Annotated in this window: 12 protein-coding genes and 1 pseudogene; 1 reads left to right on the forward strand and 12 read right to left on the reverse strand. The window is 69.5% G+C overall.

The window, feature by feature from the left end:
* Positions 1–335 precede the first annotated feature (335 nt).
* The 11 genes and pseudogenes from ACFC96_RS11950 to ACFC96_RS12000 all read right to left on the reverse strand — a co-directional run bounded on the left by ACFC96_RS11950 (position 336) and on the right by ACFC96_RS12000 (position 12701).
* Positions 336–2882: a DUF4118 domain-containing protein gene (locus ACFC96_RS11950; protein WP_376611790.1), complete on the reverse strand. Its 2547-nt coding sequence runs from the start codon at positions 2880–2882 to the stop codon at positions 336–338.
* Between the two features lie 68 nt (positions 2883–2950).
* A complete protein-coding gene (locus tag ACFC96_RS11955) occupies positions 2951–3634 on the reverse strand; it encodes a response regulator (protein WP_376226463.1) in 684 nt (227 codons plus the stop codon).
* A 123-nt stretch (positions 3635–3757) separates the two neighbouring features.
* Positions 3758–4426, reverse strand: coding sequence for a potassium-transporting ATPase subunit C (locus ACFC96_RS11960; RefSeq protein WP_376611792.1), 669 nt, complete (start codon positions 4424–4426; stop codon positions 3758–3760).
* Positions 4427–4431: 5 nt separating this feature from the next.
* The gene (gene kdpB / locus ACFC96_RS11965; protein ID WP_376611794.1) at positions 4432–6582 is read right to left on the reverse strand and encodes a potassium-transporting ATPase subunit KdpB; all 2151 of its coding nucleotides are present in this window, start codon (positions 6580–6582) and stop codon (positions 4432–4434) included.
* Positions 6579–8243 (reverse strand): potassium-transporting ATPase subunit KdpA, encoded by a 1665-nt coding sequence (kdpA, locus tag ACFC96_RS11970; RefSeq protein WP_376611796.1) that lies wholly within the window; start codon positions 8241–8243, stop codon positions 6579–6581. The genes kdpB and kdpA overlap by 4 nt, the downstream gene beginning before the upstream one ends.
* 8 nt (positions 8244–8251) lie before the next feature.
* Positions 8252–8341: a K(+)-transporting ATPase subunit F gene (gene kdpF, locus ACFC96_RS11975; RefSeq protein ID WP_037659531.1), complete on the reverse strand. Its 90-nt coding sequence runs from the start codon at positions 8339–8341 to the stop codon at positions 8252–8254.
* Positions 8342–8782: 441 nt separating this feature from the next.
* Positions 8783–9220, reverse strand: a complete 438-nt coding sequence (locus tag ACFC96_RS11980) for a cupin domain-containing protein (protein WP_340459728.1) — start codon at positions 9218–9220, stop codon at positions 8783–8785.
* Between the two features lie 272 nt (positions 9221–9492).
* Positions 9493–10215, reverse strand: coding sequence for an AraC family transcriptional regulator (locus ACFC96_RS11985; protein WP_376611798.1), 723 nt, complete (start codon positions 10213–10215; stop codon positions 9493–9495).
* Positions 10216–10327: 112 nt separating this feature from the next.
* Positions 10328–10510 (reverse strand): annotated as a pseudogene (locus ACFC96_RS11990) (AraC family ligand binding domain-containing protein); the annotation flags it as partial.
* A gap of 435 nt (positions 10511–10945) precedes the next feature.
* Complete coding sequence (gene lysA, locus ACFC96_RS11995; protein WP_376611800.1) at positions 10946–12286, reverse strand: diaminopimelate decarboxylase; 1341 nt, start codon at positions 12284–12286, stop codon at positions 10946–10948.
* A gap of 13 nt (positions 12287–12299) precedes the next feature.
* Positions 12300–12701, reverse strand: a complete 402-nt coding sequence (locus ACFC96_RS12000) for an SAV_915 family protein (protein ID WP_376611802.1) — start codon at positions 12699–12701, stop codon at positions 12300–12302.
* Between the two features lie 372 nt (positions 12702–13073).
* On the opposite strand from ACFC96_RS12000, the gene ACFC96_RS12005 reads away from it, so the two are divergent.
* Positions 13074–13640 (forward strand): universal stress protein, encoded by a 567-nt coding sequence (locus ACFC96_RS12005; RefSeq protein ID WP_376253159.1) that lies wholly within the window; start codon positions 13074–13076, stop codon positions 13638–13640.
* Between the two features lie 263 nt (positions 13641–13903).
* Here the strand turns inward: ACFC96_RS12005 and ACFC96_RS12010 are convergent, their stop codons facing one another.
* Positions 13904–14197, reverse strand: a complete 294-nt coding sequence (locus tag ACFC96_RS12010; protein WP_376225354.1) for a hypothetical protein — start codon at positions 14195–14197, stop codon at positions 13904–13906.
* Positions 14198–14282: the final 85 nt, after the last annotated feature.

The following is a 14282-nucleotide window of genomic DNA, read 5'->3' on the forward strand; positions in this document are numbered from 1 at the left end:
CGTCGGCGGGGTCTCCCTGACCGAGGCGGCCGAGCGCTTCGGCACCCCCGTCTGCGTACTCGACGAGCAGGAGGTCCGAACTCGTTGCCGCGCGCGTACCGCACGGCACTCCCCGACACCGACGTCGTCTCCCTGGCGATCAGGCCAGGCCGAACGCCATGGGGGGGACCTCGCGGTGCAGGGCGCAGCGGGACGAAGCCGCTCGAGGCCAGGGGCACGCACTCAGACGGCGAGGGGGGCCGCGGACGCGCAGGGCCTCACGCTGCAGCGGGGAATCCTCGTGGCTGGAGGTCGCTCTCGGCGCCGCACGCCTCGAACGGCAGGTTCCTGAGCGGCTATGAGGTGGCGGTCGCCGGAAGGTCGGGGCGGGCCGGCTGGAGGCCGGGCGCTGTCGGCAGGGTGAGGACCATGGTGAGGCCACCGCCAGGGGTGTCCTCCGCGCTCAGCGTGGCGCCCATCGCCTCGGCGAAGCCGCGGGCGACCGCGAGGCCGAGGCCCACTCCCGCGCCGCCCGGGGCGTCGCCGTAGCGCTGGAAGGGCTCGAAGATACGGTCCTTGGCCTCGTCGGGGACGCCGGGGCCGCAGTCCACGACCCGCACCTCCACCCGGTCGGCGATGGCGCTCGCGGACACCAGGACCCGCTCGCCGGTGAGGCTGTACTTCACCGCGTTCTCCACCAGGTTGGCAACTGACTGCTCGAGCAGGCCCGGATCGACATTCACCATCGGCAGGCTCTCCGGGATCTCCAGCTCCACGCTGTTCTCCGGGATCCCGCCGAGCGCCATCGGCACCACCTCGTCGAGGTCGATCTCGCGGATCAGCGGGCTGACCGTGCCGGTCTGCAGCCGGGACATGTCCAGCAGGTTCCCCACCAGGTTGTCGAGGCGGTCGGCGCCCTCCTCGATGCCCGCGAGCAGTTCCGCCTGGTCCTCCTCGGACCACGCCACGTCGTCGGACCTCAGTGAGGAGACCGCCGCCTTGATTCCGGCCAGGGGCGTGCGGAGGTCGTGGCTGACGGCGGCCAGCAGCGCGGTGCGGACGCGATTGCCCTCGGCCAGCGTGCGGGACTGGTCGGCCTGGGACTGCAACCGGCGGCGGTCCAGGACCACCGCGGCCTGGGCGGCGAAAGCGGCCAGGACCCGCCGGTCCTCGGCCGGCAGCACTCGACCGGACAGCGCCAGCGCCATGCGGTCACCGACCGGCATGTCGACATCCGCGTCCTCCGGACGTTCGACCACCGCTCCCGTACCCACGCTGCCCGCACAGGTCCACGGATCCACTTCGCCGGCCCGCTCGAGCAGCGCCACCGACTCCATCCCGAAGGTCTCCCGGACCCGTTCGAGCAGGGCCTCCAGGCTGGTCTCTCCGCGCAGCACGCTGCCCGCGAGGAAGGAGAGGATCTCCGACTCGGCGCGCAGCCGGGCCGCCTGATGAGTACGCCGGGCGGCGAGGTCCACGACGGACGCCACCGACACGGCGACGCCGACGAAGATCGCGATGGCGACGATGTTCTTGGGGTCGGCGATGGTCAGGGTGTGCACGGGCGGGGTGAAGAACCAGTTCAGCAGCAGGGAACCCACGAGCGCGGACGCGAGTGCCGGGTAGAGCCCGCCCAGCAGGGCCGCGGCCACCGTCAGCGTGAGGTACAGCAGCATGTCGTTGGCCAGGCCGACTTCGGGGGCGACGCCGGTGAGCAGCAACGTGAGGAGGGCGGGGCCGGCCACACCCGCCAGCCATCCCCAGATGACCCGGGACCGTCCGAGGCGCGCGCTCCGGGCGATCGGCAGACCACGCCCCTTGCCCGCCTCGTCGTGCGTGATCAGGTGGACGTCCAGGTCGGGGCCCGAGTCCCGGGCGACGGTGGCGCCGACGCCCGGTCCGAAGACGTACTGCCAGCCCTTGCGGCGGGACACCCCGAGGACGATCTGGGTGGCGTTGACGCCGCGTGCGAAGTCCAGGAGCGCGGTCGGGATGTCGTCCCCGATGACGTGGTGGAAGGTTCCGCCCAGGTCCTCCACCAGGGTCCGCTGGACGACCAGTTCCTTCGGTGACGCGGAGGTCAGCCCGTCGCTGCGGGCGATGTAGACGGCCAGCACCTCACCGCCCGCGCCCTTCTCCGCGAGCCGCGCTGCACGGCGGATCAGCGTACGGCCCTCGGGCCCGCCGGTCAGACCCACGACGATCCGCTCGCGCGAGCCCCAGATCTTCGAGACCTGGTGCGCGCTGCGGTACTCGGTCAGGTAGGCGTCGACCCGGTCCGCCACCCACAGCAGGGCCAGCTCGCGCAGCGCGGTCAGGTTCCCGGGGCGGAAGTAGTTCGACAGCGCCGCGTCGACCTTGTCGGGCTTGTAGATGTTTCCGTGCGCCATCCTTCGGCGCAGGGCGGGCGGCGACATGTCGACCAGCTCGATCTGGTCGGCCCGTCGCACGACCTCGTCCGGGACGGTCTCACGCTGCCGGATACCGGTGATGGACTCGACGACGTCGCCGAGCGACTCCAGGTGCTGGATGTTGACCGTCGAGATGACGTCGATGCCGGCCGCCAGCAGTTCCTCGACGTCCTGCCAGCGCTTGTCGTTGCGCGAGCCCGGGATGTTGGTGTGCGCGAGCTCGTCGACCAGGGCCACCTTGGGACGTCTGGCGAGCACCGCGTCGACATCCATCTCGGTGAAGACGCTGCCGCGGTACTCCAGCTCCTTGCGCACGACCTGTTCCAGGCCGTGCAGCATCACCTCGGTGCGCGGCCGGTCGTGGTGCTCCACGAAGCCGACCACGCAGTCGGTCCCCCGCTCGACGCGACGGTGCGCCTCGGAGAGCATCGCGTACGTCTTTCCGACGCCCGGCGCCGCACCGAGGTAAATCCGAAGCTTGCCGCGTGCCATCTTCTCGTCTCTTCGTCTCTGCGGGCGGAGGGTGTGGGAGTGATGGGGCCGGTTCAGGAAAGCCCGGTTCAGCTCTCGAAGCGGTATCCCATGCCGGGCTCGGTGATGAGGTGGCGCGGGTGGGCGGGGTCCGTCTCGAGTTTGCGTCGCAATTGGGCCATATAGACGCGCAGATAGTTGGTCTTGCTGCTCTGGGACGCGCCCCAGACCTCCTGGAGCAGGTATTTCTGCGTGATGAGTCGCCCGGGGTTGGTGACCAGGATTTCCAGCAGGTGCCATTCGGTCGGAGTGAGGCGTACGTCGTGTCCGCCTCGGCTGACCTTCTTGGCCAGCAGGTCGATGGTGAACTCGTCGGTCGTGACGAGAACGATGTCCGGGGCGAGCGGAGCGGCCTCGGTGCGGCGGACGGCCGCCCGCAGGCGGGCCAGCAGTTCGTCCATGCTGAACGGTTTGGTGATGTAGTCGTCAGCACCCGCGTCGAGCGCGGCGACCTTCTCGTCGGATGCCCGGCGGGCGGAGAGCACCAGGATCGGTACGCGGGTCCAGCTGCGCAGGGCTTTGATGACGTCCGTGCCGTCCATGTCGGGCAGGCCCAGGTCGAGTACGACCGCGTCGGGCCGGCGCGCGGCGGCGAGGCGGAGTGCGGTGGCTCCGTCGGGCGCCGGGTCCACTCCGTATCGGCGGGCCTGCAGGTTGATCACGAGGGCCCGGACGAGCTGAGGATCGTCCTCCACCACCAGCACCCGGGTCATCGGTGTGCGCCTCTCCTGTTGTACGGAAGGCCGGAGCCTGCGGAACCGGTCTCATGGTTACGGGAGTTGACGGATCGGGGCCTCGCCCCGTCCGCCAACTCCCGCTCGGTGCGGATCAGGCCATCAGCTCTTCGCCACGAGTCCCTTGAGCGCGATGTTGAGTTCGAGGACGTTCACCCGCGGCTCTCCCATGAAGCCGGCGACACGGCCTTCGGTGTGCTCGTCCACCAGCTTCTGCACCTGGGCGACGGAGAGGTGGTTCTTCTCCGCGATGCGGTGGACCTGGAGGTCGGCGTAGTCCGGGGAGATGTCCGGGTCGAGGCCGGAGCCGGAGGAGGTGACGGCGTCGGCCGGCACGTCCGACTTCTCGACCTTGTAGGTCGCCGTGGAGTTGTCCTTGATGACGGCCTTCTGCGCGGCCTCCACCTGGTCGATGAGGACCTTGTTGTCGCCGGCCAGATTGGTGGCGCCGGACAGGATCAGCTTGTACTGGGTGTTGACGCTGTTGGTGCCCAGTCCGTTGGAGGGGCGCGGCTGGAACCACTTGAGGTCGGGTTCCGCGGTTTCCTGGCCCTTCTTCAGCGGCAGGTCGTAGCGCTGCCCGATGAGGGACGAGCCGACGACCTTGCCCTCGGACGTGATCTCGGAGCCGTTGGCCTTGTGGTGGAAGAGGGCCTGGGCGATCCCGGTGACGGCGAGGGGGTAGATCACGCCGCACACGACGGTCAGGACGAGCAGGGCCCGCAGGCCGGCCCACAGCAACCGGCCGGTGTTCTTAACCGAGTTGTTCATGGTGATCAGCCGATCCCGGGGATGAGAGAGATGAGGAGGTCGATGATCTTGATGCCGATGAACGGGGCGACCAGCCCGCCGAGCCCGTAGATCCCGAGGTTGCGACGGAGCAGCTTGTCGGCGCTCACCGGCCGGTACTGGACGCCCTTCAGGGCGAGGGGTACGAGGGCGATGATGATGAGCGCGTTGAAGATGACCGCGGACAGGATCGCGGAGTCGGGCGAGGACAGCTGCATGACGTTGAGCTTGTTCAGGCCCGGGTAGACCGCCGCGAACAGCGCCGGGATGATCGCGAAGTACTTCGCGACGTCGTTGGCGATGGAGAACGTCGTCAACGCGCCCCGAGTGATGAGGAGTTGCTTGCCGATCTCGACGATCTCGATGAGCTTGGTCGGGTTGGAGTCGAGGTCGACCATGTTGCCGGCCTCCTTGGCGGCCGACGTGCCCGTGTTCATCGCCACGCCGACATCGGCCTGTGCGAGCGCGGGGGCGTCGTTCGTGCCGTCGCCGGTCATCGCGACCAGCTTGCCGCCCGCCTGCTCCCGCTTGATGAGAGCCATCTTGTCCTCGGGGGTGGCCTCCGCGAGGAAGTCGTCCACACCCGCCTCGTCCGCGATGGCCTTCGCCGTCAGCGGGTTGTCGCCCGTGATCATCACGGTCTTGATGCCCATGCGGCGCAGCTCGTCGAACCGCTCGCGCATGCCGTCCTTGACGACGTCCTTGAGGTGGATGACACCCAGTACGCGGGCGCCCTTGCCGTCCTCGACGGCGACCAGCAGCGGCGTACCGCCCGCTTCGGAGATCCGGTTGGCCAGGGTGTCCGCGTCGTCGGAGACCTGGCCCCCCTGCTCCTGGACCCAGGCGATGACCGAACCGGCCGCGCCCTTACGGATCTTGCGGCCGTCGACGTCCACTCCCGACATGCGGGTCTGGGCGGTGAAGGCGATCCATTCGGCGCCGGCCAGCTCGCCCTGGTGGCGTTCGCGCAGCCCGTACTTCTCCTTCGCCAGGACCACGATGGAGCGGCCCTCGGGGGTCTCGTCGGCCAGAGAGGACAGCTGCGCCGCGTCCGCGACCTCGGCCTCCCTGGTTCCGCTCACCGGCACGAACTCGGAGGCCTGACGGTTGCCGAGCGTGATGGTGCCCGTCTTGTCGAGCAGCAGGGTGGAGACGTCGCCCGCGGCCTCGACCGCCCGGCCGGACATGGCGAGGACGTTGCGCTGGACCAGGCGGTCCATGCCCGCGATGCCGATCGCCGAGAGCAGAGCGCCGATCGTCGTCGGGATCAGGCAGACCAGGAGGGCCACCAGCACGACCATCGTGAGGTGCTTGCCCGCGTAGTCCGCGAACGGCGGCAGTGTGGCGCACGCGAGCAGGAAGACGATGGTGAGGGACGCGAGAAGAATGTTCAGCGCGATCTCGTTGGGCGTCTTCTGCCGCGCGGCGCCCTCGACCAGGGCGATCATGCGGTCGATGAACGTCTCGCCGGGCTTCGTCGTGATCTTGATGACGATGCGGTCGGAGAGGACCTTCGTACCGCCCGTGACCGCGGAGCGGTCACCGCCCGACTCCCGGATGACGGGGGCCGACTCACCGGTGATGGCCGACTCGTCGACGCTCGCGACGCCCTCGACGACGTCACCGTCGCCGGGGATGATGTCGCCCGCCTCGCACACCACCAGGTCGCCGATGCGCAGTTCGGTGCCCGGCACCTGCTCCTCGCCGGTGCCGTCCTTGGACAACCGGCGCGCGACGGTGTCGGTCTTGGCCTTGCGCAGCGTGTCCGCCTGCGCCTTGCCGCGGCCCTCGGCCACGGCCTCCGCCAGGTTCGCGAAGATCACGGTGAGCCAGAGCCAGGCGCTGATCGCCCAGCCGAACCAGTCGGACGGGTCCTTGAACGAGAACACGGTCGTCAGGACCGAGCCGACGAGCACCACGAACATCACGGGCGACTTGACCATGACACGCGGGTCGAGCTTGCGGCAGGCGTCCGGCAGCGACTTCAGCAGTTGCTTCGGGTCGAAGAGACCCGCGCCGACACGTCCTTCTTCCTTGTGACCTGACGGCACGTCGCTGTGCGGCGCCCGGGTCGGAGTGGCTGTGGACATCGCGTCCTCGTCGTTTTCTGTACGGGTCTTCGCTGTACGAGCGGTCATGACGCCAGGCCTTCCGCGAGCGGGCCGAGGGCCAGGGCGGGGAAGTACGTCAGACCGGTGATGATGAGGATCGTGCCGACGAGCAGCCCGGTGAACAGGGGCTTCTCGGTGCGCAGGGTGCCGGCCGTGGCGGGGACGGGCCTCTGTTCGGCGAGCGAGCCCGCCAGGGCGAGGACGAACACCATCGGCAGGAACCGGCCCAGCAGCATCGCGAGACCGATCGTGGTGTTGAACCACTGCGTGTCCGCGCTCAGACCGGCGAACGCCGAGCCGTTGTTGTTGGCACCCGACGTGTACGCGTACAGGATCTCGGAGAAGCCGTGCGCACCGGGGTTGAGCATCGAGTGCGGCGGCGTGGGAAGCGCCATCGAGATCGCCGTGAACACCAGGACGAGTGCGGGGGTGATGAGGATGTAGCAGGCCGCGAACTTGATCTCGCGGGTGCCGATCTTCTTGCCCAGGTACTCGGGCGTACGGCCGACCATCAGACCGGCGATGAACACCGCGATGATCGCCATGATCAGCATGCCGTAGAGCCCGGAACCGGTACCACCGGGCGCGATCTCACCCAGTTGCATACCGAGCATCGTGATGCCGCCGCCGAACCCGGTGAACGAGGAGTGGAAGGAGTCCACCGCTCCGGTCGACGTCAACGTGGTCGCCACCGCGAAGATCGACGAACCACCGACCCCGAAGCGGTTCTCCTTGCCCTCCATCGCACCGCCCGCGATGTCGAACGCCGGGCCGCCGTGGTGGAACTCGGTCCACATCATCAGGGCCGTGAACCCGATCCAGATCGTGGCCATGGTCGCGAGGATCGCGTAGCCCTGCTTCAGGGAGCCGACCATGCGCCCGAAGGTCCGGGTCAGCGCGAACGGGATGACCAGGATCAGGAAGACCTCGAAGAGGTTCGTGAAGCCGTTGGGGTTCTCGAAGGGGTGGGCACTGTTGGCGTTGAAGTAACCGCCACCGTTGGTGCCCAGCTCCTTGATGACCTCCTGCGAGGCGACGGCGCCACCGTTCCACTGCTGCGAGCCGCCCATGAACTGGCCGACCTCGTGGATCCCTGCGAAGTTCTGGATCGCGCCGCACGCCACCAGGACGATCGCGCCGATCACGGAGATCGGGATCAGGATGCGGATCGTGCCGCGCACCAGGTCGGACCAGAAGTTGCCCAGCTCACCCGTGCGGGAGCGCGCGAAGCCCCGGACGAGGGCGACGGCCACCGCGATACCGACGGCCGCGGAGACGAAGTTCTGCACGGCCAGGCCGGCGGTCTGCACGACGTGGCCCATGGCCTGCTCGCCGTAGTACGACTGCCAGTTGGTGTTGGCGACGAACGACGCGGCGGTGTTGAACGCCTGGTCCGGGTCGATGGACCTGAAACCGAGCGAACCCGGCAGGCTGCCCTGAAGGCGCTGGAGCAGATAGAGGAACAGCACGCTCGCGGCCGAGAAGGCCAGCACACCGCGGAGGTACGCCATCCAGCGCATCTCGGTGTTCGGATTGGCGCCGATGCCCTTGTAGATCCACTTCTCGACACGCAGGTGCTTGTCGGAGGAGTAGACCCTGGCCATGTAATCGCCGAGAGGACGGTAGGCAAGTGCCAGTGCCGCTATCAGGGCGAGCAGCTGGAGCACGCCGGCGAGGACGGGACTCATATCGCTTCTCAGAACCTCTCCGGGAAGATCAGGGCGAGGACGAGATAGCCCAGCAGGGCGACGGCCACGATCAGGCCGACGATGTTTTCGGCGGTCACAGCTTCGTCACCCCCTTGGCGACGAGCGCCACCAGCGCGAACACCGCGATCGTGGTGACAACGAAGGCCAGGTCGGCCATCGCGAGCTCCTAGATGAGGTTCGGATTGAACGGACGGTTAGAGGAAACCGCCTCTCTGGCCGAATTCGAGCGCCGTTGACGCCTCCCTTACGGAGACACGTACGCCTTTGACGGAACTCTTACGGTTGGCACATCCCTACGCAGAACCAGCCCTCCATCCGCGTGAATACACCGATGGCCCGCACCAGTGAGGTGCGGGCCATCGGCATGAGGCGTCGAACGAGATACGGATGGGGTCCTGGCCACTCCCCTCCCTGCGGCCCGCACCCGGACCGGGCGTCAAGGTCGGACACGGCGGGCATCAGAGCCGCGTCAGGGTGCGGGGACTTTGCTCCCGGGAGTTCTACCGTCGGTTCGCGGGTCAGCCTTCGGAGGGACGCGGGGCGCGCAGGTGCGCCCGTTCCTTCAGTTCCTCCTCGTCGACCAGCTTGAGCATCGGCTGACCCGGCGCGCACACCATGGTCACCACGAACTTGGTCGGTGCGTCCGTCAGGGCGTTGCCGTCCTGGTAGTGGATCACGTCACCGCCCGGCTCCCAGAATGTCCCACCGGGCTCGACCACCCGCTCCGGCTCCCCCTCGAGCTCGAACCGGACCGCGCCCTCCATCACGTAGCCGAACGCCGGACCCGAGTGGCGATGCGGAGGGAGCCCGGGATGACCGGGAGGCCACTCGACGAGGATGGTCATTCCCGAACCACCCTCGGGAAAGAAGGGCGGAGTGACTTCCTGCAGCAACTTGACTTCGGGCGGCAAGGAGACCTCGTGGGCGCTCTCTTGCTCTGGGTTCTTCGCTGACATGTTCCACACCTCCGTAAACCTGCCCGGAATGAATGATCTTGCCTCGGGCACCGCTCTCCGGACCGGTGCACCGATCCACTCGTTCGGCGGTGACCGAATGCGCCGGTTCCCGGCTCACACGACTCGCGTCGCGATGAGGACGAGCCACGGCCCGCATCCGTCACAGGCCGTGTGCCTTCTGCCGCGCCCAAACAGTCTCGACACCACCCTGCCTCTCGTCGAAGGCCGCCACAATCCGGGAGCCGGCGGCACCGAGACCGCATCGCGCCATGTCATCGGCGGGCATCCGGCGCCGTGTCAGGCGGCGTCCGCCCTGTCGCGAACCTCCGCGCCGCGCTCTGTGACCGGTGATCATCTTTGTGTAGCGCCGTGCGGTAGGCGGCCGGGGTGACTCCGTAGGTGCGGGTGAACCACCGGGTGAGGTGGGCCTGGTCCGCGAATCCGGCCTCGGCGGCAGCCGTCGACGGCGTTGTGCCCTCGGCCAGGAGCGCACGGGCGCGCCGCAACCGCAGATCGCGCTGGTAGTCGCTGGGCGCGAAGCCGTACGCCGCGCGGAAGCCCCGGTACAACGTGAAGCGACTGCATCCGGCCACCCGTGCCAGCTCGTCGGCGGAGATGTTCTCGGCGAACCGCTGCCGCAGCAGAGCGCGGGCCCGCGCCATCGCCGCCAGGTCGACTCGTTCCCTCGGGTCCGGCAGCAGCGCCGGCCTCGTCGCGGCACCGCGGGACAGCGCCGGCACCGCGGCAGTGAGGCACTCCTCGACGACAAGGTGCGGTACGTGCGCGACGACCGCGGTGTGGAGGCGGGCCACGGCTCGGGCCAGGGCCGGGTCGTCCACCACCGGGGTGTCGAAGAGGGGCAGCCCGGCAGTGCCGGGTGCCGCGTCGGCGAGGACCTCCCGGACAAGATCTTCCCCGAGGTGGAGCATCCGATAGCGGTAGCCGTCGTGGACGGCCGACTGCCCGTCGTGGGGATCGTCCGGATTGAACGCCATGGAGAACCTTGAGGCGGGGGTGATCCCACACCTCGTCCGGCACGTCGCTCAGACCCGCCCGCCAGTACGAAAGCACCGCCGGCCTCCCCTCGGAGATCTGGATGACCAGCCCGGCCGCACTGACGTGCCGCTCGCCCCTGCACAGGAACGACTGCGCGCCGTCGTCGGTGACTCCGAACGAGTACGTGTCGTGGGCGTGCATCGGATACGCGTACTGCTCGAAGCGGGCGCCCATGGCCTCCAGCGCAAGCCCGGGAACCCGCCAGTAGGCGGCGCGTTCCCCGTGAGACGTCATGTCTCGATTGTCCCGCACGAGCGTTCAAGCCCCCGGCCTCCTCGAGGCGCACCCTGGACCCATCGCCTCGACCAGCGAAGGAACCACAGGAATGACCGGGAACGCCTCAGCAGCACCGACGGACCTTGACGGGACGGAAAGGGTCCGCCTGGCCGTCTACCACGGATTCGCCCGCACCGGCCGCGCTCCGAGCGTGCCGGAACGTGCCGCACTCACCGGACTCGCCCCCGACCAGGTGCGTCAGGAACTGTGCAGCCTTCACGTCCCAGGCGCAGCCGCCCCACCACAGTGTGTGCGCCCCCCGTTCTCGGCCGCCCGCGGGGGACCTCACAGGGTTTCAGATGAGTTGTCGGACAAGGGGGTTGGACACCTCCGGGCGAGGCGGCCGGGCAAAGGTGCGCGTATCGCCCGGAGGTGGTTCGGGGCGCGCGCGGGCTACAGACCCACGTCGCGGCTGCGGATGTCCTCCAGCGACTCGCGGCGCACGAGGAGCCGGGCGCGGCCGTCACGTACGGCGGCCACCGGCGGGCGGCCGACCAGGTTGTAGCCGGAGGCCATCGACAGGTGGTAGGCGCCGGCGACGGGTACGGCGATCAGGTCGCCGGCGACCACGTCGTCGGGGAGTTGCACGTCGGCGGCCACCACGTCGCCGGCCTCGCAGTGCCGTCCGACGACCGTCACCGGCGCGAGCGTCGTACTGCCGCGCCGGCCGACCACGCGGGGCGCGTAGCGCACCCCGTACAGGGCCGGCCTGGGATTGTCACTCATACCGCCGTCGACGGCGACGAACGTGTGCCCTGCGGTGTGCTTGACGGACACGACGCGGTACAGCGCGATTCCGGCGGGTCCGGCGATCGCCCGGCCCGGCTCGACGATCAGGCGCGGCACGGTGAGTCCGGCCGCCGCGCACGCCTCGGTCAGCTCGGCGCGTACCCTCCGTGACAGGCGGGTGAGGTCCATGGTCTGCTCGCCGGGGCGGTAGGCGACGCCGTGTCCACCGCCGAGGTCCAACTCCTTCAGGACCACGCCATGCTGTTCGCGCAGGCGCGCCATCAGGCCCACCATGCGGCGCACCGCCGACAGGTAGGGCTTGACCTCGGTGATCTGTGAGCCCAAGTGGCAGTGCAGGCCTGTCAGTTCGAGCTGCGGCTGGTCGAGGATGCGGGCGATGGCGTGCTGCGCGTAGCCGTCGGAGATGGACAGGCCGAACTTCTGGTCCTCGGTGCCGGTGCGGATCTTCTCGTGGCCGCCCGCGCTGATGCCGGGAACCACTCGGACCATCACCTTCTGGTGTCCGTCCGGGCCGACCGCGGCGGCGATCCGGGCGATCTCGGAAGGGCTGTCGATGACGATGCGGCCGACGCCGTACCACAGGGCCTTCTTCAGCTCGTGCGGCGTCTTGACGTTGCCGTGCAGGACGATCTTGTCGGGCGGGAAACCTGCGGCGACCGCGAGTTCCAGTTCGCCGGCGGAGCAGACGTCGAGGCCCAGCCCCTCCTCCTCCACCCAGTGGGCCATGGCCCGGCACAGGAACGCCTTGGCCGCGTAGTGGATCTCGGCCTCCGGGAAGGCATCCCGGTAATTCTGACAGCGCCGGCGGACCTCGCCCTCGTCGAGGACGTACACCGGGGTGTCGAAGCGGCCCGCGATCTCGGCGAGGGCCACGCCGCCGACGGTCAGGTCACCGGGGCGGGGCTCGGCGGTGGAGGCCGGCCACACCGACAGCTCTTCGGGAGAGGCCGTGGCGTGGACGGCGGGTTCGTGAACGGTGGTCATGGTGGCGCCTTCCTCAGCCGATCCGGTGCGACAGCGCCGAGACGGGCGCGGTGGTCCCGGTGCCCCGGAGCGCGCCGACCTCCTGCTGGCCCCGGGCGCTGCGACGCACCGCCCTCTTGCCGGAGGTGGGTACCGGGGCGGTGAGCTGCGGGTCCACCGTGACGGTGGCGGCGCCGAGCGGCGCGGTCATGGCCCGCAGGGCGGGCTCGGCGAGCCGGATCCACGGCTGGTCGGTGCCGAGGGTGGCGGTCAGGGCGCGCTCGGAGGTGAAGCCGACCGCCGTACGGCCACCGAGCGGCGTGCGGAACAGCCGGGCGGTGTGCCCGAGCGGGCCCGGCCGGACGGGCACGTACAGGGGTCCGGCCGGGAACCGTTCAGCAGGTTCCGGGTCTTCGCCGTAAAGAGGTTCTGCCATGGGATGTCTCCTGGAGGATCCGGGGTCGTAGGCGATATCCCGAGGCGGTTCGCCTGAGTTCGGGACGTTCGCTTCAGTTCGAAGGTCACCGGGCTCCGTCATGGGACGGGCGACCGGGGCTCGCCGAGGACGCTATGCCCACCCACCCGGGCCCCCGGAACCGTCCTGACGGATCGCTGACGCGGAGAGCGGCAATGCTGACGCGTTGGTGATGGGCACTGCTTCAACAGTGGGACGGCGCCGTCAGAGCTGTGCCAAGAAGCGACGAAGGGGCTGTTCACGGGCCCCGGCTCGGGAGTGTGATGGTGCCGGTGTTGATGAGCACCGCCGACGGGGCCTCTCCTGCGGCGGCAGTTGACGGACGGTGAAGCAATGTCCGGTTCCGACACGGCCCCGGACACGCGTGTCGCCCGTGTCGTGGTCGGGGTCAGCGGGTCTTTGGGAAGCCGCACGGCCCTGCGCCGCGCCGCGGCCGAAGCCCACCATCGGCAGGCCGAGCTCTGGGCGGTGTTGGCGTGGCAGTCACCCGGCGGCGCACTCCACGCCCGCCGGGCCTCGGCCGCGCCGCTCGCGGACGGTGACTGGGAGAACCTCGCCCGCACCACGCTGGTCACGACGATCCGCGAGGTGTTCCCCGCTGGCCCCGGCGTCCCCCTGCGCGCTGTCCTGACCCGCGGCACCCCCGGCCGGGCACTGGCGGAGACCGCCGGCCGTGAGGACGACCTCCTGGTCGTCGGTGCCGGGCACCGCGGCCACCTCCACCGCGCACTGCACCCGTCGGTGAGCCGCTACTGCCTCGCCCACGCCTGCTGCCCGGTCCTCGCCGTCCCGCCGTCCCCACTGGAGGCCGACCTCGCGGCAGCGCACCTCCGCAATGTGTGGCGACTGCGCCTGGACACCGGGCACTTCACCAAGGAGACGGCACCGCCCGACGCTTGAGGGTGACCTCGGGAGAATGTCAGAGCTCGTGCGCGGGCCCTGCCGCGCCGAGGGCCGCGCCGGTCTGATCGACACGGGTGGCTGCGACTGGGCGAACCTGAAGCGAAGGGGTGGGACCACACCGGTGGTCTGCATGAAGCGGCCAGGTCGTGCCCGTTGCCCTGGGTGCGCAGTTCGGTCCTGCGGCCTGCCGGGTGGTCCGGCATCAGATGGGCAGCCGTGGCTGCGATCCGCCTGCGGTTCCGGCTGCGGTCCCGACCCCTTCAGGCACCTGAGGGATCGGCGTGATTCGGGTCTCGGCGGAGCGGCAGCAACTGGCTGAGGGCAATCAGGACCAGCCCAGCAAACAGGAGGGCGTTCCCACTGAAGAAGCGGGCCTCCCAGGAAACGCTCGGCAGGAGTCGAAAGTAGAAGAGGCCCTGCAGAACGACGGAAGCGCCCGCGAGCAGGGCACCGAGACCGTGGAGTCGGGGCCTGGTGACGTGGCGGCGCGCCATGGGCAGGATCCACCCTGTCCGGAGCGTGACGATTCCCAATGCCACCACCAGCAGCCCCATGAACGCGCTCGTTCCCACTACCCACGCCATGGCGTCACTCCGCTCCGACCGCAAAGGGCCCGGAACGCGAGTGCGCCTGGCCCCA

Source organism: Streptomyces sp. NPDC055955, from assembly GCF_042270245.1.
Lineage (GTDB): Bacteria > Actinomycetota > Actinomycetes > Streptomycetales > Streptomycetaceae > Streptomyces.

Coding starts and splice junctions, on each gene's coding strand:
- kdpB (WP_376611794.1), bottom strand. CDS start 6,582: ATGACCGCTCGTACAGCGAAGACCCGTACAGAAAACGACGAGGACGCG.
- lysA (WP_376611800.1), bottom strand. CDS start 12,286: ATGACCACCGTTCACGAACCCGCCGTCCACGCCACGGCCTCTCCCGAA.
- ACFC96_RS11980 (WP_340459728.1), bottom strand. CDS start 9,220: ATGTCAGCGAAGAACCCAGAGCAAGAGAGCGCCCACGAGGTCTCCTTG.
- kdpA (WP_376611796.1), bottom strand. CDS start 8,243: ATGAGTCCCGTCCTCGCCGGCGTGCTCCAGCTGCTCGCCCTGATAGCG.
- ACFC96_RS11955 (WP_376226463.1), bottom strand. CDS start 3,634: ATGACCCGGGTGCTGGTGGTGGAGGACGATCCTCAGCTCGTCCGGGCC.
- ACFC96_RS12010 (WP_376225354.1), bottom strand. CDS start 14,197: ATGGGGCTGCTGGTGGTGGCATTGGGAATCGTCACGCTCCGGACAGGG.
- ACFC96_RS11985 (WP_376611798.1), bottom strand. CDS start 10,215: ATGGCGTTCAATCCGGACGATCCCCACGACGGGCAGTCGGCCGTCCAC.
- ACFC96_RS11950 (WP_376611790.1), bottom strand. CDS start 2,882: ATGGCACGCGGCAAGCTTCGGATTTACCTCGGTGCGGCGCCGGGCGTC.
- ACFC96_RS11960 (WP_376611792.1), bottom strand. CDS start 4,426: ATGAACAACTCGGTTAAGAACACCGGCCGGTTGCTGTGGGCCGGCCTG.
- ACFC96_RS12000 (WP_376611802.1), bottom strand. CDS start 12,701: ATGGCAGAACCTCTTTACGGCGAAGACCCGGAACCTGCTGAACGGTTC.
- ACFC96_RS12005 (WP_376253159.1), top strand. CDS start 13,074: ATGTCCGGTTCCGACACGGCCCCGGACACGCGTGTCGCCCGTGTCGTG.